Raw genomic sequence first — 22,054 nt, forward strand, 5'->3', positions numbered from 1 at the left:
GCACGCACTCCCGCATCCAGCTGACATAGCAAAAGGAGAAACCAATGCCCCTCACCACACGCAGAACGCTACTCACCGGCGGATTGATCGCCGCCGCCTCCGGTGTCGGCCTGATGTCGCTTTTGCGCTCGCCCGCCAGCGCCAAGGAGATGACGGTCGAAGATGTGCTCTTTGACCCCGACAACCCGGTGCTCGGCAACCCCGAGGGCGACGTGACCATTGTGGAGTTCTTCGACTACCAATGCCCCTATTGCAAGGCGAACCACCCGCCTCTGACCGAGGTGGTCGAGGCGGATGGCAACATCCGGCTGGTGATGAAGGACTGGCCGATCTTCGGCGCCACCTCTGTGCGGGCCGCGCAGCTGACGCTCGGCGCCGCCTCGCTCGGCCGTTACGAGGCCGCCAGTAACGCCCTGATGGAGACCGAAGGCAAGCTCAGCGCCGAGCTCATTGATGAGACGCTGGAACAGGCTGGTTTCGACGTTGCCGCGCTGGACAAAGCCTATCGCGGCGAGCGCGATAAATGGGACGGTCTGATGAGCCGCAACAGCGAACAGGCCAGCCTGATCGGCCTGCAGGGCACCCCGGCCTTTATCGTCGGCACGACCCTTTATCCCGGCGCCATGGATGCCAAGGCGCTGAAAGACGCGGTCGACCGGGCCCGGGGGTGATCCGAGCACATAGATCGATATCGAAAGGAGAAAGCAGATGACCAGTTTCCTGACCCGCCGCGCCGCGATCCTCACCGGGCTTGCCGGTCTTGCGGCGCCCAGCCTGAGCCTTGCCGCCGCGCCTGCACGCCGCAATTCTTCGAGCTTCGTGGTGCAGCGATGGCAAGACCATTTCGATGATCTCGGCGTCGCCACGATCGTCGCCGATACCGCCTCGCGGGCGCTGCACTATTGGAACGCAGATGGCTCGGACTATCGCATCTACCCGACCTCGGTGCCGATTTCCGAAGAGTTGACGAAACGCGGCTACACAAGGATCGTGCGCAAGAAGGTGGGGCCTGACTGGACCCCGACCCCCAGCCAGGTCGAGCGCTTTGGCTGGACCTATATGCCGCCCGGCCCCGACAATCCGCTCGGCACCCATGCCCTGTATCTGTCCTGGCCCGCCTATCTGATCCACGGCACCCATGACACCCGCAAGATCGGCCGCCCCTCGTCGGATGGCTGCATCGGGCTCTACAACGACAAGGTCGCGGAGCTTTTCGAGATTGCGCCGGTCGGGACGCAGGTCCGGATCATTTGATGCAGCCGGGCAAGCTGTCCTGCAGCGGGCAGGACAGTTGACCTCTCGCGTCGCTCAATGCCTGCGGCTGAAAAGGCCGACCCTGGCGCCCTGTCTTGATCTGCCATGCCATCAGATTTAGGCAGCGGCGGATGGATAGCGTGAAGCCGCCCTATGAAACCGTCGTCGAGAGGCTAAATCTCCTCCCCCGGCTGGCGCCGTTCACCCCGGTTGTGATCGGAACCCCGCCGCTGGGTCTGGCGACGGCTGAAAGCGATATCGATATCGCTTGCACCGCGCCGGACCTTGACCGGTTTTCCGCCATCCTGCGCGAAGAGTTCGGCCAGATGGCGGCATTCTCGCTCCGTCGCATGGACCATTTCTCCCCCCCGGCGGTTGTCGCCTCGTTCAAGTCGATGGGGTGGGAGGTCGAGCTTTTCTCTCAGACCATCCCGACGGAATGCCAGCGCGGGGTTCGGCATTTTCGGATCGAGAAAAGGCTCTTGGCCCTGGCCCCGCCTCTTCTGGAAGCCGTCATGCGGCTGCGGCGCCAAGGTCTGAAAACCGAGCCGGCCTTTGCAAAGGTTCTATCGCTGTCGGGCGACCCTTATGTCGCCTTGCTCGAACTGGAGGGCATGGGGGATGCGCGGCTTCAGGACATGATCGACGCGGCAATCTGACGGCGCAGGCAAAGCCGTTGCGCAGCGCCGCGTCCGGCCTTGGCGACCGCCATCCCCCGCCGGTCAGCAAGGAGCGGGCCAAAGACCCGCTCCTTGCCATGCTTAGAGCACGCCCTCGCTCTCACGCCGCAGCCCGGTTGACCTCTTCATTCAGCGCACCGGCCACCCAGGTGCCGCCCGCGTAGCGGCGAACACCGGCCCCGGCGCTGTCCAGCGCCAGCAGCGTCAGCCAGCCGTTGTCGAAGAGCGCCCGGACCTCCGGCCTGCGGTCGAGCACGCGCGAGATCATCTCTTCCGGTGCGTCCACCGCCACCACCAGCCGGCTCGGCACATGCCGCAGGCTCTGGCCATCATGCACCGATTGCCAGGGCAGGCCAGTGCGCAGCGGCCCGCCGTTGCCTTCGAGCACCCCGATGCCGCCGACGACATTATGCAGCAGCTTGTTGCCCGCGCCAAAGGTCTCGGGCGCGATGGCAGAGCCGTGGTATTGCAGCGCGATCCAACTGGCGACGACCACCGGCGCGCTGAGGATCAGCTCCAGCGTCGCGGCACCCGCGTCCAACTGCCAGTCGTAGTCATGCAGAAAGACCGTGCCGTCCAGATCCTGCCCGGCGGTCCGCGCCCGCGGCGCGGCGACAAAGCCGCGGCAGCCGGCCAGCCCCCATTCCGGGCGCAATTCCGACCAGTCCCGGCCCCGATGGGCCAGCGCCGCTTCCGACCCCCCGCGGCAGGTGCTGCGCGCGTTCCGTCCGGGTCAGAAGGCCCGCCTTGGCCAGCGCGCTGCGCAGACGCTCCCCCTCGGCGCGGTGGCTCTCGGGCAGTGTCTCATCGAACAGACGAACCCTGTCGGAGACCGTGTCATGCAGACCGGCTAGGAAATATGTCCCCCCGGGGATCGTGATCCCCTTTGACTGTAGCCCGGCCCGCACCTCGGTCTCGTTCAACAGGCCCGCCAGAAGCCGCGCATTGACGTCACCGGCATGGCCCCCACAGGCGCCGCACTGCAGCGCGCTGGCGTGGGGGGCGTTGGTGACCGCTGCCCCGTGTCCGCAGACCAGCACCAGCGGGGCAAAACCTTCGGTCAGCGACATCGCCCGCAGCACGGCTTCGGCCGTCGCGATCCGTTCCGCCATTGGCAGGTCGAGCAGGGGCGGCGGATCGCGCCGCGATGGCGCGGCGAGGCCGAGGCCGTCGCGCAGCAGCTTGCCGACATAGAGCGGCCCTGCCGCCTCGACAAAGGCGAAGGCCGAGACCGCGGCGCGTTTGAAACGGCCCCAGGCGCGGCTGGTCCGCAGCCGGACCCGCGCCGCTGCATCGCTTTTCTCCGCATCAGCCGCGCGGGTCTCGATCCCGGGGCTCAGCAACACCGGGGCACGCGCCTCGACGATGTCGGAGGCGTGGCCGCGATGGCCGACGGCGAGGCCGAAGAAACCGGCGAAGCCGATGGTGCGGATCTGCGGATCGGAGGCCTCAAGCGCGCGGCGCAGGCGCTCGGAGCGCACGTCGATGCAGAACGCCGCCTGGATCGTCGGGGCGGTATCGGTGCCGATCTCTGCCTTTTGCGCAAGCTGGGCCGCGAGCCGCCGCTCGACGCTGCGGTCATGGGCTTCCTGAAGCGCGGCATCGAGCGCCGTCTCCCGGTCGATCTGCACCGGCATTGCACATTCTGCACGCGCCTGTTCCCAGGCCGGGGCAGGGGCCTTGCCGCTCTCCAGCAGCACGGCCTCCCAGACCAGCCGGACGGTCAGAAGCTCGAAGAGCGTGCTGTCCCGCTCGCCGTCCCGCTCCGCCGTCCAGTGCAGATGCCGGGCATACTGCGCCCAGCCCGAGAGCGTGATGAGCAGCCGGTGGAAATAGAGCGGCGCGGCCTCTTGTGTCAGACCCAAGGCGCTGCAGGCCTCGGCAAAGGCCGCGCGCGGATCGCCGGGCATCGCTGCCACCCGCGCCGCAAAGCCCGGCAGCCCCGCAATCTCCGGCGTCAGGTCATGGCTGGCAAAGCCGCGCCATGCGGCCCAGATGCCACAGTCAGGCGCGGGCCAGAAGGCCTGACCGCGGTCGAACTGCGCCGCCGCCCAGAGACTGATCCGCTCCTCCACCAGCCCCGGCCAGTCGACACCATCGGCTTTCTGCGCGAGGTCGGCCACGGTGCAGAGAACCGCAGGAGCGGGCGCCGCGGCGGGGGCGGCGCGGTGCAGATCCTCGGGCGTGAAACCCTGCGCCATGGCGGCCGCGGTGATGTCCGCCGCCGTGATATCGCCCGCCGCGATCATCCGCGCCACGGCGTCGCGGGGCAGGAACATGCGGCCGCCGCCAACGCGGGCCAGCCGGGCGGCGGCAAGGCGGCGATCCTCGCCCATCTGCCCCAGCCAGGGATTGACGGCGACCGTCGCGTCGAGCGGGAAGGCCGGCGGGATCTGCCGCATGGCATCTTCCGCCGCAGCGAAGAGTTCGAGGGTCTGGCCGGGCCAGCTCAGATATGCGTTCATTGCGTCGCTCCGCTCTTGGGGGTCCAGCGGCCCGAGAGCCGCTCAAGGATGGTGTTGAGGTAGAGGCCGTTCATCAGATGCACCCGAAGCCCGGCGGCGGCGGGATGGCCTGCCCAAAGCGGGAAGGTCGTCTGCGCCACGGCGGCGACGGCAAAGCTCGCCAATGCCAGCGTGATCGTCGCCCAGATCAGCCCGTCGGGCGACGGCGGGGTCGGCAGGGTGCCCATGGCGGCCCAGCTCGCCCCCTGTTGCAGGGCGAAATAGGCGACGGTCGCCAGCACCGACAGCCCGACGGTCCGCCAGGTCAGCGCGCGCGGCGCTTGATCGGCGAGGCCCTGGGCGATCAGATAGACCACGCCGAAGATCAGGATCGCGCCAAGCGCCACGGTCTGCGGCGGCTTGTCGATGATGCCAAAGGCCAGCCTGTGAATCGGCGTGCGAAATTGACCCACTTGGGTGGGTTATGAGCGTGCAAAATTGACCCACCTGCCACGTTAGCATCCGCGCTGAATAGCGCGGAGGAATGAGCAGGTGATATTGATGGAAAGTGTATCGAAGATCCGTCGTTGGATATTGGTTGAGGGTCGCAGCATCCGATCTGTGGCGCGGGCAACCGGTTTGTCGCGGAACACGGTGAAGAAGTATCTGAAGGACGACAGTCCACCGAGCTATCAACGGCAAGCGCCACCGACCCGGCATAAGCTGTGCGATGGATTTGACGCGCGGCTGCAAGAGCTTTTCGAGCAGGATCACAAGCGCCCGCGCCGGGAGCGGCGGACGGCCACGAAGCTTTACGAACAGCTCGTCTCGGAAGGGTATACTGGGTCCTATTCTCCGGTTCAGCGATTTATCCGAGACCTCAAACGTGCCGATGCTGGATCGGGAGAGGCGTTTATCCCCCTGCATTTTGCTGCCGGTGATGCGCTCCAGTTTGACTGGAGCGAAGAGCGCGTTATTCTCGGTGGTGTCGAGCAGAAGGTAAAGGTTGCTCACTTCCGCCTGTGCCATAGTCGCAAACCTCTTATCGTAGCCTATCCCGGCGAGAGCCAAGAGATGGTGTTGGATGCTTTTGTACGGGCGCTGTCCTTCTACGGCGGGGTTCCGCGACGGGTGATCATCGACAATCCCAAAACGATGGTGACCTATGTCTCCCGCTCGAAGGACCGGGTGTTCCATCCGCGGTTCTTGGCGTTGATGAACCATTATGTGATGGAGCCGGTTGCCTGCACCCCCGCGTCGGGTTGGGAGAAAGGTCAGGTGGAGAACCAGGTCCATTTTTTACGAGGCCGATTGTTTGTTCCCATGCCAGCTTTTGATGATCTGGATGGGCTGAACAACTGGTTGCGTCTGCGCTGCGAGGAATTGGCAAGCCGCGCCCATCCTGATCAATCGTCCCGCACGATTGCGGAGGTTTTTGAAGATGAGCGCGCCGAGCTGCGCCCCCTGGGGCGGGCTTTTGATGGTTATGTGGAAAAGACGGTGCGGGTCCGTTCCACCTGCCTGGTTCAATATGCCAGCAATCGCTATAGCGTGCCTTCCCGGTTTGCAGGCCAGCATGTCTCCTTGCGCGCCTATGCGAGCCGGATCGTGCTGGTGTCAGGCCAGGACGTTATTGCCGAGCACAAGCGTCGCTTCACCCGCAACGTCAGCTACTTTGAGCCTTGGCATTATGTTCCTCTACTGGATCGCAAGCCCGGCGCTCTGCGCGACGGCGCCCCTTTTGTGGACTGGCAACTGCCTGAGGCCATGCATCGGATCAGGGAGCATTACATGGCTGGCAAAGGCGGGGACCGGGAGTTCGTCGATCTGCTTCTGCTGGCCCAGGACCACGGAATCGAGGTGGTGGAGACGGCCTGCGAACTGGCAGTTGAACAAAACACGTTGCGCCTTCCTGCCATCACCAATTTGATCAACCAGTTGGTGGAGCCAATCATCACGCCGTTGAATGAGGGTAATGTCTATCCGCAGCTGACCGTGCGGCCCGAGGCCGACTGCAAGCGCTATGAGGCGCTCTGCTCGGCCGAGGAGGCTGCCGCATGAACGCTCTCATCGACCAACTCACCGCCTTGAGGCTGCATGGAATGGCAGCTTGCGCCCATGATTTGCTGTCCGCGCGCAAGCCACCAAGTCTGACCACAGCGATAAAGCAACTGATCGACGCGGAAACTGTAGAGCGGCGAGTGCGTTCCATCCAGTATCAAATGCGCATCGCGAAGTTCCCCCATCATAAGGACTTCGCCACCTTCGATTACGGCGCGGCCGCGGTGAGTAAGGCCCAGATCGAACCCTTCTGCTCGGGTCAGTTCACCGAAGAGGCGCACAACCTCATCCTGGTCGGCGGAACCGGGACAGGCAAAACTCACATCGCCATCGCGCTTGGAACCACATTGATTAACAACGGCAAGAAGGTCCGCTTCTTCAACGCGGTCGATCTGATCAATGCCCTGATCAAGGAACAGGCCGACGGCAATGCCGGGAAGATCATCCGGCAGCTGTCTGCCCTGGATTGCGTCATCATCGACGAGTTAGGCTACATCCCGTTCCCGAAATCCGGCGGCGCGTTGCTGTTCCACCTGATCAGCAAGCTCTACGAGAAAACCAGCGTCATCATCACCACCAACTTGGAGTTCGGGGAATGGGTCGCTGTCTTCGGTGATGCCAAGATGACAACTGCGCTCTTGGATCGCGTCACGCACCACTGTGCCATCATCGAAACGGGCAACACGTCATATCGCTTCGCTCAGAGCAAAAGTCGCAGAGAAAAATAGCCACGTCGCAAGCAAAGCCCCCAGACGGACTCGCTATATGAGGGCGGTCCGCCTGGGGGCTTTGTCACCCAATAGGCGGGTCAAAATTAAACGCTGAAACCGGGTCACTTTTAAACGCTCATTGACAGCTCGGACACAAGGGGGGCGCTCGAGGCACTGTCGGGTGCCGAGCTATCGTCGCCAAACATTGGCCTCTGGGATGATCTGCTCGAAAGCTTGGCGTTCCGAAATCAAGTTGAAGACGCAGCACTTCGAAATGACCTCACCAAGCGTGCGATTGCCCATCTCGCGGTATTGAATCCCGATGACCTGCGCCCTGTTGCCGGGAGTGTCGTCAATCTCCTTCTGTTCGGGCCGAGGGAGGAAATTGACCACCTGGAAGACTGGTGCGATCGTCTTTGGGAGGCGCTTCGGACAAAAGAAGACGAGGCCGATTTCGATGGGGATCTCTACGAGGTTGCGCTCAATCATCCGGTCGGTCGTTTCTCACGCATCTTGCTTGCGGAACACAGTCGCGAACGTGACGCGGCGGGGCCCGAGCAAGATCGGCAACGCGAACGCCTCGCGGCTATGGTCGCGGACGATGGTCCGGCAGGCATCATCAGCCGTGCCCTACTCATCAAGGAAATCGCGTTCGCGCTCCTTGCTGATGCACTGCTGGTCAAGGACGGTCTGCTGCCTCGCCTCGCAACTGAGGATGAGCAGGGACGTTGCCTCCGGGCGGTCTTGGTATCCCATGCCAGTATCACACCAGACGTCACCATGGTGGCGCCTGATGCGATCCTTCGTGGTGTGACCGAAGCCCGGCCCGATAGTAGCTCAGCGAGGCAGATTGCAGCCGGCATTCTGCGGCCAGCAATTGCGTCAGTGCGTGAAAAAGATCCTGACCGATGGGGCATTGGCGAGGTAGACGTCCGGCGTGCCTTGCGGGCATCAGCGCTCGAAGTTCGAACTGGCGCACTCGGCATCCTCGCACAATGGATGAAAAACGATGAGGCCGGAGGCGAGGTAGCCTGGGAGAAACTGGCCGCTCCGTTTTTCGACAGGGTCTGGCCACCGGAGCGGCGTTTCGTTGGCGAAGCACTGAACCACGAGCTCATGTCTATTGCAGTCAGTGCAGGGAAGCGTTTCCCGGATGCACTGAAGAAACTGCGGCCCATTTTTCCATGCCAATGGGCGCGTTCGAGGTAACCTGTATCCTTGCATCGCAAGCGCGGCGCCGGAAGAATTCCCCCGGCAAGTGCTCGATCTCCTCTGGCTGATCTATGGGCCGAAAGGCGAGACCAGCTACGAGATGGCTGAGGTCCTCGACCGCCTTGTGAAGGCGGATCCTGACATCGAAGTGGACCGACGGTTCCAGTCACTTGAACAGCGCACAACCCGCCATCGCTGATTGGTAGTTTCGTTCTGAGGGTTTGGTTTGGATGACGGTGCTGTTCAGGGCGTGAGCCATCGGGTCCCGTGGCTACGTTGCGGAAACGATCCGGAGTAGGCGCACGCCGCTTCCCGGCCACTACCCCCGTAGAATTCTTTCCACCCGCGCAACTTTATGGGCAAATCGCGCACACTTATGGGGATCGCGCAAGATTACACGCGATCCTACAACCCCTCAATAATCCAAATTCTCCACGCTCAGCGCGTTCTTCTGGATAAACTCACGCCGCGGTTCCACGACATCGCCCATCAGCTTGGTGAACAGATCATCCGCTTCGGCCATATCTTCGACCCGAACCTGCAGCAGGGTGCGGGCGTCGGGGTCGAGGGTGGTTTCCCACAGCTGGTCCGGGTTCATCTCGCCCAGGCCCTTGTAGCGTTGCAGCGACAGTCCTTTTTCGCCCTCGGCAAGAATGGCATCCAGCAGGTCCATCGGGCCGTGGATCAACTGGCTGCGGTCTTTGCGGACCAATGTGGCGGGCTGGTCATAGACCTCTTGCAGATGCTGGGTGAAACTGCCGGATTTCTTGGCCTCGCCCGAACGCAACATGCGCCCGTCCAGCGTGCGCACTTCCTCCACGCCGCGCAGGATGCGGGCGAGGCGGATGCCGTGGTCCTGGGTGATGCGGCCCTGCCAGCCGCGCTCATATTCCAGCGCGATCAGGTTCAGGCGGGCGGCGACCTTGTCGGCCACACCTTGCAGGTCACTGTCCACCGCGCCATCGACAAAGGCACCGGCGATGGCGGCCTGTTCGAGGATGTGACGCGGGTAGTGGGTCGGGAATGCCTCCAGCACCCGGCGCAGTTGCCGGGCCATATCGACCACGCGGGTCAGGTCTTGGCCGGAGATTTCCTCGCCATTGCCTTGCCGCAGCATCGCGCCTTCGACACCCTGCTGGATCAGGTAGTCTTCCATCGCCGCTTCGTCCTTGAGGTAAACCTCGGACTTGCCGCGCGAGACTTTGTAGAGCGGCGGCTGCGCAATGTAGAGATGGCCGTTCTCAATCAGCTCGGGCATCTGGCGGTAGAAGAAGGTCAGCAAGAGCGTGCGAATATGGGCGCCGTCGACGTCAGCGTCGGTCATGATGACGATCTTGTGATAGCGCAGCTTGTCGATGTTGAACTCATCGCGGCCAATGCCGGTGCCGAGCGCCATGACGAGGTTGCCGATCTCCTGAGAGCCCAGCATCCGGTCGAAACGCGCCCGCTCGACGTTCAGGATCTTACCCTTCAGTGGCAGGATCGCCTGGGTCTGCCGGTCGCGCCCGGTCTGGGCCGAGCCGCCGGCGCTGTCCCCCTCGACGAGGAAGACTTCGGTCTTGGCGGGGTCTTTTTCCGAGCAATCCTTGAGCTTGCCGGCAAGGAAGTTCACATCCATCGCGGATTTGCGGCGGGTCAGCTCGCGGGCCTTGCGCGCCGCTTCGCGGGCCTGGGCGGCCTCGACGATCTTGCCGACGATCTGCTTGGCTTCATTGGGGTTCTCTTCGAACCACTCGGCCAGTTTCTCGTTCACCAGCCCTTCAACCGCCGGGCGCACTTCGGAGGAGACCAGCTTGTCTTTGGTCTGCGAGGAGAACTTCGGGTCCGGCACTTTGACCGAGAGCACGCAGGTCAGCCCTTCGCGGGCGTCATCGCCGGTAAAGCTCACCTTTTCCTTCTTTGCGATGCCGCTCGACTGGGCATAGCCGTTGATCGTGCGCGTCAGTGCGCCGCGGAAGCCCGCCATATGGGTGCCGCCGTCGCGCTGCGGGATGTTGTTGGTAAAGGGCAGCACGTTCTCGTGGTAGCTGTCGTTCCACCACATGGCGACTTCGATGCCGATGTCGTCCCGCTCGCCGGTGATGAAGATCGGTTCGGGCATGACCGCATGTTTGTGCCGGTCGAGGTATTTGACGAATTCCTTCACCCCGCCTTCATAGTAAAGCTCGGTGCGCAGCGGCTCCACGGGGCGTTCGTCGGTCAGGATGATGCGCACGCCGGAGTTCAGGAAGGCCAGTTCGCGCAGGCGTTTTTCCAGCGTCTCGAAACTATAGTCGAGGTTCGAGAACGTCTCGGTCGAGGCCAGAAAGCGGACTTCGGTGCCGGTGCGGTCGGTCTCGCCCAGCACTTCGAGATGTTTGGTGGTGAACCCCCCCTCAAAACGCGCGAGATGCTCTTTCCCGTCACGCCAGATGCGCAGTTCCAGCCAATCCGAGAGAGCGTTCACGACCGAGACGCCAACCCCGTGCAGACCGCCCGAGACCTTGTAAGAGTTGCTGTCGAACTTACCGCCCGCATGCAGCTGGGTCATGATGACCTCGGCGGCCGAGACGCCCTCTTCCTCGTGGATGCCTACGGGGATCCCGCGCCCGTTGTCGCTGACCGATACGCTGGAATCCGCGTGGATCGTGACCGTCACCGCGTCGGCGTGACCCGCCAGCGCTTCGTCGATCCCGTTGTCCACGACCTCATAGACCATATGGTGCAGACCAGAGCCGTCATCGGTGTCGCCGATATACATGCCGGGGCGTTTGCGGACAGCCTCCAACCCCTTGAGAACCTTGATGGAATCGGCACCGTATTCCTGTGGTGTCTGCGCGGTATCGGACATGCGGAAAAAACCCTTCTCGTTTGCCCGATTTATAGTGTTTTCGCCCGGCATTGTCACGCGCATGACACAAGATTTTGTGTCAGACGAAGGGGATGATCAGCCCCACGAAAACCAGCAGCGCGCCAGAGAGCAGATTGATCCGCCGCAGGGTGCGCGGCGCGGTCAGAAAGCCGCGAATATGGCCCACCAGACCAGCGATCGCGAGGTTGCCGAGGAGCGGAATGAGCACCGAGGCGGCGAGGATCAGGCCGACGTCGGGGGCGGTGACGCTGCGCAGATCAAAGAACCCCGGCAGCACCCCGATATAGAATAAGACCGCCTTGGGATTGCCGAGGATCGCAATGATGCCCGCCAGAAAGCCAGACCACCTGCCGGGGCGGGTGAGGCGGCTGTCGGTGCTGATCTTCTCGCCCGCCTGACGGATCAGGCCCAGCCCCATGAGAATGAACACCGCGCTCGCGATCCAGCGCAGTATCTCCATCATCGTGTCAAAGACCGACAGGATCCATGTGATGCCGAGCACCGCCACAAGCGGCCAGAGGATGTCACCAAGGGCCACGCCCAGAGCCAGCGGCCAAGCCGCCTGAAACCCGCCCGACAAGGCGCGGGCCATCATCGCCAGCCAGACCGGGCCGGGGGTCAGAAAGAGGATCAGCAAAGCGCCGCAATAGAGCAGCAGATCGGCGGCGCTCACGGTCATGCGGTGACCTCCACCTGCGACACGCCGTCCGCTTCGGTCACTTCGACATATTGCGCGCGCTCGCCGAGGCTTTCAAACAGCTCCGGCCCGGTGCCGGTCATCCAAGCCTGCGCGCCAAGCGCGGTGACCTCGTCATAGAGCGCCGCGCGGCGGGTGGCGTCGAGATGGGCCGCGACCTCGTCCAGCAGCAAGAGCGGCGGGGCGCCGAAATCGGCAGCGATGGCGCGGGCATTGGCGAGGATCAGCGAGACCAGCAGCGCCTTTTGCTCGCCCGTGGAGCAATCCCGCGCCGCCACACCCTTGGCGGCATAGCTGCCGTCCAGATCGGCGCGGTGCGGGCCGATGAGGGTGCGCCCCGCCGCAAGATCGCGCATCCGGTTGTCCGACAGCGCCCGGCGCAGCGCCTCGGCCTCGGTCGGCATGTCGCATTGCAGCGTGAGCGCGGCGATGGGGAAGGCGGTCTGGGCCTCTTCCTGCGCCGCTGCCAGTGCCGCGAGCGCTTGCAGCCGATTGGCATGGATCTGCGCCCCGGTCTCGGCCATGCGGGTCTCTAGCGCGGCGTACCAGGCGGGTTCGCGCACCATGTCTTTCAGCAGCCGATTGCGCTCGCGCATGGCCTTTTCATAGCTGAGCGAGAGCTCTGCGTGGTCGGGCAGCATGGAAAGCGTCACCCGGTCCAGAAACCGCCGCCGCCCCTCGGCGCCTTCGATCCACAGCCGGTCCATCGCGGGGATCAGCCAAAGCACCCGTGCGATCCGGCCAAGCGCGGTTTGCGGCACGGCCTTGCCGTCGATCTTGGTCTGACGGGCGGCACCGGCTTCGGACCAGATTTCGATCTCATGGAGCACCGAAGGGCCATGCAGCAGCCCGGTCAGCTTCCAGCCCAGAGCTTCGGGGCGCCGCGCCATGTCCTGTGCGCTGCTGCGGCGCAGCCCGCGGCCCGGAGACAGCAGCGAGATCGCCTCGATGATATTGGTCTTGCCCGCGCCGTTGGGCCCGTAAAGTGCCACGGGCCGCGCATCGACGTCGATCACCGCCCGCCTATGCGAGCGGAAATGCGAGAGGCCGAGGTTGGAAAGATAGAGCTGCGCCATTCAGAACCCGTTTTCTTTAGAAGAAAACGGCGCGGGAATTTCAAAAATTCCCGCCCAAGTCACACGCGCATCGGCATGACGACATAGACCGCCGATGTGTCATTGCCTTCGCGCATCAGGGTTGGATCGCCGGAGGAGTTGAACAGGAAAACGGCGTTCTCGCGATCCACCTGGCTCGCGATCTCCAGCAGGTATTTCGCGTTGAAACCGATCTCCAACCGCTCGTCCGCATAGGCCACGGCAAGCTCTTCTTCCGCCGCCCCGCTGTCGGGGGCGTTGACCGACAGGACCAGACGGTCTTCGTCCAGTTGCAGTTTCACCGCCCGCGACCGCTCCGAAGAAACGGTCGCCACACGGTCCACCGCGCGGGCGAAATCGGCGGCGTCGACTTCCATCTTGCGGGTGTTGCCCTGCGGGATCACGCGGGTGTAATCGGGGAAGGTGCCGTCGATCACCTTGGAGGTCAGGGTGATGCCGGGGGTGGCGAAACGGACCTTGGTTTCGGAGACTGAGACGGCGATTTCCATCTCGTCATCGTCCAGAAGCTTGCGCAGCTCGCCCACGGTCTTGCGCGGCACGATCACGCCGGGCATCTCTGCCGCCCCTTCGGGCATCTCGGCGTCGATCCGCGCCAGACGGTGACCATCGGTGGCCACGCAGCGCAGCGCCTTGCCGCCTTCGGCATCCGCGATATGCAGGTAAACGCCGTTCAGGTAATAACGCGTTTCTTCGGTAGAGATGGCGAATTTGGATTTGTCGAACAGGCGGCGCAGCACCGGGGCAGGGGCCGAGAAATTCGAGGCATATTCCGAGGACGCCATGACCGGGAAGTCTTCGCGTGGCAGGGTGGCCAGCGAGAAGTTCGAGCGGCCCGCTTCAACCGTCAGGCGGCCCGCGGCGCTGTCTGCGGTAAGGCTGATCAATGCGCCGTCGGGCAGTTTGCGCACGATCTCATGCAGCAGCGTGGCGGACACGGTGGTGGCGCCCGCGCGCTCCACCTGGGCCGCGACCTTATCGACCACTTCGATATCGAGATCGGTGGCGCGGAAGGAGACATCGTTGCCTTCGGCTTCGATCAGCACATTGGCGAGGATCGGAATGGTGTTGCGGCGCTCGACCACGGATTGGGCCTGCGAAACGGCCTTGAGCAGTGCCGCGCGTTCGATGCTGAATTTCATATGCCTTCTCCCATACCGATTGCCGGGAGAGGCAAACTACCCGGTTCCCACGCTTACACAAGAACTTTTGTGGCTTTGTTGAAGTGAATGCAAGAGGGGCGCAAGCTGCGCCCCTGATCGCGTAAATAACCGTGTCCTGACGACAACCCTCAGGGGAGGGGGCTTAGGATTCGAGCGCCCGGCGCAGCAGTTCCAGATCCTCGGCAATCTGCCCGTCCGAGAGCTTCAGCTCTTCGATCCGGCGCACCCCATGCATCACGGTGGTGTGGTCGCGCCCGCCAAAGCGGCGTCCAATCTCGGGCAGGGAGCGGCTGGTCATCTGTTTGCACAGATACATCGCCACCTGACGCGGACGCGCATAGCTGCGCAGGCGTTTGGGGCCGATCATGTCGCTCAGGCGGATGTTGTAATGATCCGACACTTTGCGCTGGATTTCCTCGACCGAGATCTTGCGTTCCGAGGCGCGCAGCACATCGGCCAGACAGTCCTGCGTCAGCCCCATGTCGATCTCGCGGCCCACCAGAGAGGCGAAGGCAAAGAGCCGGGTCAGCGCGCCTTCGAGGACACGGACGTTGGAGGTGATGCGATGGGCCAGAAACTCCAGCACGCCCTCGGCCACTTCGAGGTCCGGATAGGTCTTGCGCTGCACTTCGACCTTGCTTTGCAGAATGCCGAGACGCAGCTCATAGTCGGTCGGGTGCAGGTCAACGATCAGCCCGCATTGCAGACGCGATTTTACCCGGTCTTCGAGGTCTTTGATCTCACCGGGCGCGCGGTCGGCAGAGATGATGATCTGCTTGTGCTGGTCGACGAGGGCGTTGAACGTGTGGAAAAACTCTTCCTGTGTGGAATCCTTGCCCGCGATGAACTGCACGTCATCGACCATCAGCACGTCGACCGAGCGAAAGATTTCCTTGAAGTCCATCATCTTGCGGTCGCGCAGGGCCTGCACGAAACGGTACATGAACTGCTCGGCCGAGAGGTAGAGCACATTCATCTCGGGTTTGCGCTCATGCAGCTCGCGCGCGATGGCGTGCATCAGGTGGGTCTTACCGAGGCCGACGCCCCCGTAAAGGAACAGCGGATTGAAGGTCACGGGGCCGCCTTCGGCGACGCGGCGCGCGGCGGCATGGGCCAGCTCGTTGGGCTTGCCAACGACGAAATTGTCAAAGCTGAAGCGCGGGTCAAGCGGGGCGGTGCTCAGCTGGTTGTTGGCGGTGGGTTTCACCGCAGCCGTGGTCTGACGCGCGGCCGGGGCGGGCTTCTCGGCGGCATTGGCGGGCTGCTGGTTCAGCGCAAAGTTCAGACGCGTGGCATCGGTGCCAGCGGCGTTGATTTCATGCAGGATCAGGTCCGAAAAGTTCTGGCTGACATAGTTGCCAAAGAAATTCGTCGGCACCTTCAGGGTCACGATGCCGTCTTCGACATCGCCGGGCACAAGCGGCTCAATCCAGGTTGTGTAGTTGTTCTGCCCCACTGTCTTGAGAAGCCGCTGCTTAATCTCGCCCCATTGATCTTGTGTCATCTTGCCTAACGTCCCGCTTTGCTCTTCGCACCGGGGCCAAGTGGATCTTGGCCCTCAATATTTTTTCACCCGGCAACAGATCATCCACCCGGTCCCACAAGGATGACCGACCTGTGTCCTTCGGACTTGTACAGAATGGTTTGCCCAATACCCTGTTGCACCGAAAATCGGCGCGAAAAAGGCGCTGAACGAACCGTCCGCGTTTCAATCGACAGGGTAAACGTGCGGCAGCAACATTCACGTCAATGCAGACCCACCATGGTATCTGCATTCCCCTGAAGCTGGCATTTTGCCATTTGGCTGACGCCTGTTTCAGGGCCTGTCCCCCCAAGCGAAGTGAATCGCTGGACCTTTGGTAGCAAGTGTTTCAGGTCCGCTTCAACATATCTTCCAACTTGACTCATGTATTGTCTGAAAAGAATCTCCGGCGTGGTTTTCCCGCTGCACTTGCACGAAAAAAGGCGCCGCAATGCGGCGCCTTGTCTTCCAATAGCTTGGCTGACGTTGCAGCTTAGCCCAGTGCTTTGACCCGCGCGGAAAGGCGCGACATTTTGCGCGATGCGGTGTTCTTGTGAAAAACGCCTTTGGTGACGCCGCGCATCAGCTCGGGCTGGGCAGCTTTCAGAGCGTTGCTTGCGGCTTCCTTGTCGCCGGAGGCAATCGCCTCTTCAACTTTGCGCAGATAGGTGCGGATGCGCGAACGGCGGGCTTTGTTGATCGCAAAACGCTTTTCGTTCTGACGGGCGCGTTTAGCGGATTGGGGTGTGTTTGCCATGAGTATCAGCCTTCGGATTCATATGTTGCGTAGCACTGCGTGACGCCAACCCGACCGGATATCCGGGCCCCAAAAGGGCAGGTGATTCTAGCCAGAGCGGGCTGCACGCGCATGTATTGACGCCGCCTATAGGACAGCCGGCGCGGCAATGCAAGCCGCGCCAGAGGGAATCGCTTACTTGTCGCGGAACTGCGCTTCGCGCTTTTCGAGGAAGGCCGACATGCCCTCTTTCTGGTCCTCGGTGTTGAACAGCGAATGGAACATGCGGCGCTCGAAGAGCAGCCCTTCGCTCAGCGGCACCTCATAGGCGCGGTTCACACATTCCTTGACCACGGTGGCCGAGATCATCGACTTCTCGGCAATCTTGCCCGCCGCGCCCATCGCCTCTTCCATCAGCTTTTTCACCGGCACCACGCGGGACACAAGGCCCGACCGCTCGGCTTCATCGGCATCCATGAAACGGCCCGTGAGGTTCATGTCCATCGCCTTGGACTTGCCCACCAGACGGGTCAGACGCTGGGTGCCGCCGATGCCCGCCACCACGCCGAGGTTGATCTCGGGCTGGCCGAATTTGGCGCTTTCCGAGCAGATGATGAAATCGCACATCATCGCCAATTCGCAGCCGCCGCCCAGGGCATAGCCCGACACCGCCGCGATGATCGGCTTGCGCACGCGCAGAATCTGATCGGTTTCGGGGGTGAAGAGATCGCCCATGAAGACGTCGACAAAGCTCTTCTCGCGCATCATCGCGATATCGGCCCCGGCGGCGAATGCCTTTTCCGACCCGGTGATGACGATGCAGCGCACCTTGTCGTTTTCCTGCGCGCTTTTCAGCGCTTTGGCCAGTTCACTCAGCAACGCGTCGTTGAGCGCGTTCAGCGCATCCGGGCGGTTGAGGGTGATCAGGGCCACATGGTTGTCCACGTCCACGGTGATCGTTTCGTAAGCCATCAAGAATGCTCTTTGTTGTTGCGCTCAGGGGAATGTGCATATCACGGCCCCCTCATGTTTCAAGCTATCTTTGGCAGCGCGGACAGTAGAAGGACGACCGCCCGCTCTGCACGATCCGCGCCACGGTGCCATCGCAGCCGGGGCGGCGACAGGCTTCGCCCGCGCGGCCATAGACGTCGAAACGGTGCTGGAAATAGCCCAATTCACCATCCGCCTGCCGGAAATCCTTGAGCGAGGAGCCGCCCGCCTCGATCGCCTCTGCCAGCACCTGCCGGATGATCGGCACCAGCCCCGCCACGCGGCTGGCCGAGATGCGCCCCGCGCGGCGCGCCGGATGGATACCCGCCCGGTAAAGCGCTTCACAGACATAGATATTTCCCAGGCCCGCCACGATCCGCTGATCCAGCAGCGCCGATTTGATCGGCGTGTTGCGCCCCTTCAGCGCGGCGACCAAGAGCGCTTCGTGAAAGTCATTGCCCAAGGGTTCCGGCCCGAGCGAGGCCAGCAGCTTATGGGTCTCCGCCGTGGCGGTGGGCATCAGGTCCATCGCGCCAAAGCGGCGCGGGTCGTTAAAGGTGATCCGCGCCCCGTTCCCCATATGCAGCACGACATGGTCATGTTTCTCGGGCGCGGGGTGATCGTGCTGAAATTGGCCCAAGGGATCGCCCGAGACCAGCATCCGCCCGGACATGCCCAAATGCACCAGCAGCGATTCTCCCCCCGCGAGATCGGCCAGAATATACTTTGACCGCCGCCGCAGCAGCGTGACCCACTGACCGGTCAACCGTTCCGCCATCCGTTCCGGGAAAGGCCAGCGCAGATCGGGGCGGTTCACCTCGGCGCGGGCAATCACCGCGCCCTCCATCGCAGGGGCCAGCCCCCGGCGCACGGTTTCGACCTCTGGCAGTTCCGGCATCTCGGTTTCCCCTCTCGCTTGCCTGTGACAAAAGGCACGCATTGTCCCTGCCCCCCGGCACCCTATAACAAGGGACTGAACCAGAGGATCGCAAGAGCAGATGACCCAGGACGCCGACAAAACCACCCATTTCGGGTTCGAAACCGTGCCCGAGCATGAAAAGGCTGGCCGCGTGCAGGGTGTGTTCAACTCCGTGGCCAGCAAATACGACATTATGAATGACGTGATGAGCATGGGCATCCACCGCGTCTGGAAAGAAGCGATGATGGACTGGCTCGCCCCGCGCCCCGGTCAGAAGCTGCTCGATGTGGCCGGCGGCACCGGCGATGTGTCGTTCAAATTTCTCAAGCGTGCCGGTCACGGCCATGCCACGGTGCTGGACCTCACCGAGCCGATGCTGGTCGAAGGCCGCAAACGGGCCGAGGCCGCGAGCCTGACCGGCAGCCTTGATTGGGTCGTGGGCGACGCCATGGCGCTGCCCTTTCCCGACAACAGTTTCGACGTCTACACCATCAGCTTCGGCATCCGAAACGTGACCCGGCCCCAAGAGGCGCTGAACGAGGCCTACCGCGTGCTGCGCCCCGGCGGCCGCCTGATGGTGCTGGAGTTCAGCCAGCTGCCCAATCCGGCGATGCAGAAAGCCTATGACCTCTACAGTTTCAACGTGATCCCGCGCATGGGCCAAGCCATCGCAGGCGACCGCGACAGCTATCAATATCTGGTCGAATCGATCCGCAATTTCCCCGATCAGGATACGTTCCTGTCGATGGTCCGCAGAGCGGGCTTTGAACAGGCCAAATACCGCAATCTCACCATGGGCATCGCGGCGCTGCATTCGGGCTGGAAAATCTGATGCGCGGCCCGCACAACATCTGGCGGCTGATCCGCACCGGCGCCACGCTGGAACGCACCGGCGCGATGAATGTGGTGCTCGACGCTTTCGACGCCCCGGCGCCGCTGCGTTTCGTCGCCCGCGCGCTTGGCCTGCCGTTCAAATGGCTGGGCTACAAGGGCGATCCGACGATGCCCCCCGCCACCCGCGCGCTGACGGCGCTCGGCCCGGCCTATATCAAATTCGGTCAGGTGCTCTCCACCCGGCCCGATGTGGTGGGCGATGCGCTCGCCGTGCAGCTGCGCGTGCTGCAGGACAAGCTGCCGCCCTTTGACACGGCGCTGGCCCGCAAATCCGTCGCGGATGAATTGGGTCAGCCGGTCAGCAGCATTTTTTCAGAGTTCAGCGAACCCGTCGCCGCCGCCTCCATCGCGCAGGTGCATCAGGCGCGGCTCGTCGAAACCGGCGAAGAGGTCGCGGTCAAAGTCCTGCGCCCCGGCATTGAAAAAGCCTTTCGCAAGGACATTGACGCATTCTACCTTGCCGCCCGCATGGCCGAGATTTTCTCCCCCGGCTCGCGCCGCCTGCGCCCGATCGAGGTGATCGAGCATTTTGACGGCGTGGTGCGGGGCGAGCTGGACCTGCGGCTCGAAAGCTCCGCCGCGTCGGAGTTTGCCGCCAACACCAAGGACGATCCCGGTTTCCAACTGCCCGATATCAAATGGAATTACTCCAGCCGCCGCGTGATGACGCTGGGTTGGGCAGATGGGCTGCCGCTGGGCGATAACGCCGCGCTGGATGCAGCGGGGCACGACCGGGTGGCGCTGTCGGAACGGGTGCTGCAACTCTTCCTGCAACACGCCCTGCGCGATGGTTACTTCCACGCCGACATGCACCAGGGCAACCTCAAGGTCGCGGCCAATGGCGATATCATCGCCTATGACTTCGGCATCATGGGCCATATCGACAGCTACACCCGCCGGGTCTATGCCGAGATTCTCTATGGGTTCATCCGCCGCGACTACCTGCGCGTGGCCAAGGTGCATTTCGAGGCGGGCTATGTCCCAGCCGACAAGGATGTCGATGAATTTGCCCGCGCCCTGCGCGCCGTGGGCGAGCCGATCTTCGGCATGGACGCCACCCGCATCTCCATGGCGCGGCTGCTGACCTATCTCTTTGAGGTGACAGAGCGTTTCGGCATGGAGACCCGGACCGAGTTGATCCTGCTGCAACGCACCATGGTCGTGGTCGAGGGCGTGGCCCGCTCGCTCAACCCGCATATCAACATCTGGCAAGTGGCGAGCCCCATCGTCACGGAGTATATCACCAAATCGCTCGGCCCCCGCGCCATGCTGTCAGACCTGCGCGACACCGCCATGGTCATGGCCCGTTTCGGCCCGCGCCTGCCGGGGCTGGTCGAACAGGCGTTGAACCGTCAGGCCGAAGAACACCCGCCACGCCGCCCCCGTTTCTGGCGCTATATCGCCAGCACGGCGGTGGTCTCTGGCATGGCGGGGGCCACGACAGTCGCGCTTATAAACGCGCTTCTCTAACGCTTTTGGGCAAGAATACTTTGCGGAAGGGTCGGGGGGCGCGATGCCCCCCGATCAGTTGAGATTAGGCGATCCGTTCAATCGCCAGCGCAATCCCTTGCCCGCCCCCGATACACATGGTGATCAGCGCCTTCGATCCGCCGATCCGCTCCAACTCGTAAAGCGCTTTCACGGTGATGATCGCGCCAGTTGCGCCCACCGGGTGGCCAAGCGCAATCGCCCCGCCATTGGGGTTCACCTTCGCCGGGTCAAAGCCCAGCTCCTTGCTCACCGCCAGCGCTTGGCTGGCAAAGGCTTCGTTGCTTTCGATCACATCGAAATCACTGGCCTTCAAACCGGTCCGCTGCAGCAGGTTCTGCACCGCAGGGATCGGGCCGATGCCCATCACCTCGGGCCGCACGCCCGCATGGGCATAGCCAATAATCCGCGCGCGCGGTTTCAGCCCTGCGGTCTCCGCCGCCTCGGCCCGGGCCAGCACCAGCGCCGCCGCCCCGTCGTTGATACCGCTGGCATTGCCTGCCGTGACGCGCCCGTCTTTCTGGAACACCGGCCGCAATCCGGCCAGCGCTTCGGCGGTGGTCGCCTTGGGGTGCTCATCCGTATCAAAAGGCACCATATCGCGCTTCACCTTGACCTCGACCGGCACGATCTGCTCTTTGAAATGCCCTGCCGCAATCGCTGCCGCCGCACGCTCTTGGCTCTGCAAGGCAAAGGCATCTTGGTCTTCGCGGGAGATATGATGTTCATCGGCCACATTCTCGGCCGTCACCCCCATATGACCCGTCCCAAAGGGGCAGTTCAGCGTGCCCAGCAGCATATCAAGGCTGCGGGCATCGCCCATCTTCTGGCCCCAGCGGGCATCGGGCAGGACATAGGGCGCGCGGGACATGTTTTCGGCACCGCCTGCCAGGGCGAAATCCGCATCGCCCAGCATCAGGCTCTGGGTGGCCGAGACCAGCGCCTGCACGCCCGAGCCGCAAAGGCGGTTCACATTCATCGCGGGCACCTCATCCGGCACACCGGCGTCGCGCGCGGCGACGCGGCTAAGGTACATGTCGCGCGGCTCGGTGTTGATGACATTGCCAAAGACCACATGGCCGATCTGTTCGGGCGAAACGCCTGCGCGTTCCATCGCGGCGCGGGCCACGGTGCTGCCCAGGGTGGTCGGCGGGGTTGCGGCAAGGCTGCCGCCGAAAGTGCCGATGGCGGTGCGGGCGCCGCCCAAGATGACGATATCGTTTGACATGAAGCTCTCCTCTATCCGTTGGCGGCACTATGGGGCGGCGGCGGGGCAATGTCAGCGGGGACGTTCCGTCAAAGCGCGGCTTGACAGGGGCGG

Annotated in this window: 19 protein-coding genes and 1 pseudogene; 8 read left to right on the top strand and 12 right to left on the bottom strand. The window is 63.2% G+C overall.

Annotation, left to right across the window (positions count from 1 at the left end):
• The first annotated feature begins 44 nt into the window (after positions 1–44).
• From AB4M76_RS14300 to AB4M76_RS14310, 3 genes are all read left to right on the top strand, one after another.
• Positions 45–671 (top strand): DsbA family protein, encoded by a 627-nt coding sequence (locus AB4M76_RS14300; protein WP_368442628.1) that lies wholly within the window; start codon positions 45–47, stop codon positions 669–671.
• Between the two features lie 37 nt (positions 672–708).
• Positions 709–1,254, top strand: coding sequence for a L,D-transpeptidase (locus tag AB4M76_RS14305; RefSeq protein ID WP_368442629.1), 546 nt, complete (start codon positions 709–711; stop codon positions 1,252–1,254).
• Positions 1,255–1,385: 131 nt separating this feature from the next.
• On the top strand, positions 1,386–1,913 hold the full coding sequence (locus AB4M76_RS14310) for a DUF4269 domain-containing protein (protein ID WP_368442630.1): 528 nt from the start codon (positions 1,386–1,388) through the stop codon (positions 1,911–1,913).
• A 121-nt stretch (positions 1,914–2,034) separates the two neighbouring features.
• Here the strand turns inward: AB4M76_RS14310 and AB4M76_RS14315 are convergent, their stop codons facing one another.
• The 3 genes and pseudogenes from AB4M76_RS14315 to AB4M76_RS14325 form a co-directional block, all read right to left on the bottom strand.
• Positions 2,035–2,589: a putative inorganic carbon transporter subunit DabA gene (locus tag AB4M76_RS14315; RefSeq protein ID WP_368442631.1), complete on the bottom strand. Its 555-nt coding sequence runs from the start codon at positions 2,587–2,589 to the stop codon at positions 2,035–2,037.
• Complete coding sequence (locus tag AB4M76_RS14320; protein ID WP_368442632.1) at positions 2,489–4,399, bottom strand: putative inorganic carbon transporter subunit DabA; 1,911 nt, start codon at positions 4,397–4,399, stop codon at positions 2,489–2,491. The genes AB4M76_RS14315 and AB4M76_RS14320 overlap by 101 nt, the downstream gene beginning before the upstream one ends.
• Positions 4,396–4,815 (bottom strand): annotated as a pseudogene (locus AB4M76_RS14325) (oxidoreductase); the annotation flags it as partial. The gene AB4M76_RS14320 and the pseudogene AB4M76_RS14325, both read right to left, overlap by 4 nt.
• 124 nt (positions 4,816–4,939) lie before the next feature.
• Here AB4M76_RS14325 and istA point away from each other — a divergent pair.
• The 3 genes from istA (at position 4,940) to AB4M76_RS14340 (ending at position 8,358) form a co-directional block, all read left to right on the top strand.
• Positions 4,940–6,439, top strand: a complete 1,500-nt coding sequence (gene istA, locus AB4M76_RS14330; protein ID WP_368440290.1) for an IS21 family transposase — start codon at positions 4,940–4,942, stop codon at positions 6,437–6,439.
• Positions 6,436–7,167, top strand: a complete 732-nt coding sequence (gene istB / locus AB4M76_RS14335) for an IS21-like element helper ATPase IstB (protein WP_108485421.1) — start codon at positions 6,436–6,438, stop codon at positions 7,165–7,167. Before istA ends, istB begins: the two co-directional genes overlap by 4 nt.
• Positions 7,168–7,383: 216 nt before the next feature.
• Complete coding sequence (locus AB4M76_RS14340) at positions 7,384–8,358, top strand: hypothetical protein (RefSeq protein ID WP_368442633.1); 975 nt, start codon at positions 7,384–7,386, stop codon at positions 8,356–8,358.
• Between the two features lie 418 nt (positions 8,359–8,776).
• Here AB4M76_RS14340 and gyrB read toward each other — a convergent pair whose 3' ends face one another.
• The 8 genes from gyrB to mutM all read right to left on the bottom strand — a co-directional run bounded on the left by gyrB (position 8,777) and on the right by mutM (position 18,330).
• Entirely contained in the window at positions 8,777–11,191 is a 2,415-nt protein-coding gene (gyrB, locus tag AB4M76_RS14345; RefSeq protein WP_368442634.1) for a DNA topoisomerase (ATP-hydrolyzing) subunit B, read from the bottom strand.
• A gap of 79 nt (positions 11,192–11,270) precedes the next feature.
• Complete coding sequence (locus AB4M76_RS14350) at positions 11,271–11,891, bottom strand: LysE family translocator (protein ID WP_368442635.1); 621 nt, start codon at positions 11,889–11,891, stop codon at positions 11,271–11,273.
• Positions 11,888–12,985 carry a DNA replication/repair protein RecF gene (gene recF / locus AB4M76_RS14355; protein ID WP_368442636.1) on the bottom strand — a complete coding sequence of 366 codons (1,098 nt, stop codon included), beginning with the start codon at positions 12,983–12,985 and terminating at the stop codon, positions 11,888–11,890. The genes AB4M76_RS14350 and recF overlap by 4 nt, the downstream gene beginning before the upstream one ends.
• A gap of 59 nt (positions 12,986–13,044) precedes the next feature.
• Complete coding sequence (gene dnaN / locus AB4M76_RS14360) at positions 13,045–14,163, bottom strand: DNA polymerase III subunit beta (RefSeq protein ID WP_368442637.1); 1,119 nt, start codon at positions 14,161–14,163, stop codon at positions 13,045–13,047.
• Positions 14,164–14,326: 163 nt separating this feature from the next.
• Positions 14,327–15,688 carry a chromosomal replication initiator protein DnaA gene (gene dnaA, locus AB4M76_RS14365; protein WP_368442638.1) on the bottom strand — a complete coding sequence of 454 codons (1,362 nt, stop codon included), beginning with the start codon at positions 15,686–15,688 and terminating at the stop codon, positions 14,327–14,329.
• A 511-nt stretch (positions 15,689–16,199) separates the two neighbouring features.
• Positions 16,200–16,463: a 30S ribosomal protein S20 gene (gene rpsT, locus AB4M76_RS14370; RefSeq protein WP_368442639.1), complete on the bottom strand. Its 264-nt coding sequence runs from the start codon at positions 16,461–16,463 to the stop codon at positions 16,200–16,202.
• Between the two features lie 174 nt (positions 16,464–16,637).
• On the bottom strand, positions 16,638–17,414 hold the full coding sequence (locus tag AB4M76_RS14375; RefSeq protein ID WP_368442640.1) for an enoyl-CoA hydratase: 777 nt from the start codon (positions 17,412–17,414) through the stop codon (positions 16,638–16,640).
• Positions 17,415–17,478: 64 nt separating this feature from the next.
• Entirely contained in the window at positions 17,479–18,330 is an 852-nt protein-coding gene (gene mutM, locus AB4M76_RS14380) for a bifunctional DNA-formamidopyrimidine glycosylase/DNA-(apurinic or apyrimidinic site) lyase (RefSeq protein ID WP_368442641.1), read from the bottom strand.
• A gap of 100 nt (positions 18,331–18,430) precedes the next feature.
• Between mutM and ubiE the strand changes: the two genes are divergently transcribed.
• The gene (gene ubiE / locus AB4M76_RS14385; RefSeq protein WP_368442642.1) at positions 18,431–19,183 is read left to right on the top strand and encodes a bifunctional demethylmenaquinone methyltransferase/2-methoxy-6-polyprenyl-1,4-benzoquinol methylase UbiE; all 753 of its coding nucleotides are present in this window, start codon (positions 18,431–18,433) and stop codon (positions 19,181–19,183) included.
• Entirely contained in the window at positions 19,183–20,715 is a 1,533-nt protein-coding gene (gene ubiB / locus AB4M76_RS14390) for a 2-polyprenylphenol 6-hydroxylase (RefSeq protein ID WP_368442643.1), read from the top strand. The genes ubiE and ubiB overlap by 1 nt, the downstream gene beginning before the upstream one ends.
• Positions 20,716–20,779: 64 nt before the next feature.
• Here the strand turns inward: ubiB and AB4M76_RS14395 are convergent, their stop codons facing one another.
• Entirely contained in the window at positions 20,780–21,961 is a 1,182-nt protein-coding gene (locus AB4M76_RS14395; protein WP_368442644.1) for an acetyl-CoA C-acyltransferase family protein, read from the bottom strand.
• Positions 21,962–22,054 lie beyond the last annotated feature (93 nt).

It is taken from the genome of Sulfitobacter sp. PS-8MA (assembly GCF_040933935.1).
GTDB lineage: Bacteria > Pseudomonadota > Alphaproteobacteria > Rhodobacterales > Rhodobacteraceae > Sulfitobacter.

Excerpts from the sequence above, each read along its gene's own strand:
- istA (WP_368440290.1), top strand. The coding sequence starts at position 4,940 with ATGGAAAGTGTATCGAAGATCCGTCGTTGGATATTGGTTGAGGGTCGC.
- dnaA (WP_368442638.1), bottom strand. The coding sequence starts at position 15,688 with ATGACACAAGATCAATGGGGCGAGATTAAGCAGCGGCTTCTCAAGACA.
- mutM (WP_368442641.1), bottom strand. The coding sequence starts at position 18,330 with ATGCCGGAACTGCCAGAGGTCGAAACCGTGCGCCGGGGGCTGGCCCCT.
- istB (WP_108485421.1), top strand. The coding sequence starts at position 6,436 with ATGAACGCTCTCATCGACCAACTCACCGCCTTGAGGCTGCATGGAATG.
- dnaN (WP_368442637.1), bottom strand. The coding sequence starts at position 14,163 with ATGAAATTCAGCATCGAACGCGCGGCACTGCTCAAGGCCGTTTCGCAG.
- ubiE (WP_368442642.1), top strand. The coding sequence starts at position 18,431 with ATGACCCAGGACGCCGACAAAACCACCCATTTCGGGTTCGAAACCGTG.
- AB4M76_RS14310 (WP_368442630.1), top strand. The coding sequence starts at position 1,386 with ATGGATAGCGTGAAGCCGCCCTATGAAACCGTCGTCGAGAGGCTAAAT.
- AB4M76_RS14375 (WP_368442640.1), bottom strand. The coding sequence starts at position 17,414 with ATGGCTTACGAAACGATCACCGTGGACGTGGACAACCATGTGGCCCTG.
- AB4M76_RS14300 (WP_368442628.1), top strand. The coding sequence starts at position 45 with ATGCCCCTCACCACACGCAGAACGCTACTCACCGGCGGATTGATCGCC.
- AB4M76_RS14305 (WP_368442629.1), top strand. The coding sequence starts at position 709 with ATGACCAGTTTCCTGACCCGCCGCGCCGCGATCCTCACCGGGCTTGCC.
- gyrB (WP_368442634.1), bottom strand. The coding sequence starts at position 11,191 with ATGTCCGATACCGCGCAGACACCACAGGAATACGGTGCCGATTCCATC.
- rpsT (WP_368442639.1), bottom strand. The coding sequence starts at position 16,463 with ATGGCAAACACACCCCAATCCGCTAAACGCGCCCGTCAGAACGAAAAG.
- ubiB (WP_368442643.1), top strand. The coding sequence starts at position 19,183 with ATGCGCGGCCCGCACAACATCTGGCGGCTGATCCGCACCGGCGCCACG.
- AB4M76_RS14320 (WP_368442632.1), bottom strand. The coding sequence starts at position 4,399 with ATGAACGCATATCTGAGCTGGCCCGGCCAGACCCTCGAACTCTTCGCT.
- AB4M76_RS14395 (WP_368442644.1), bottom strand. The coding sequence starts at position 21,961 with ATGTCAAACGATATCGTCATCTTGGGCGGCGCCCGCACCGCCATCGGC.
- recF (WP_368442636.1), bottom strand. The coding sequence starts at position 12,985 with ATGGCGCAGCTCTATCTTTCCAACCTCGGCCTCTCGCATTTCCGCTCG.
- AB4M76_RS14350 (WP_368442635.1), bottom strand. The coding sequence starts at position 11,891 with ATGACCGTGAGCGCCGCCGATCTGCTGCTCTATTGCGGCGCTTTGCTG.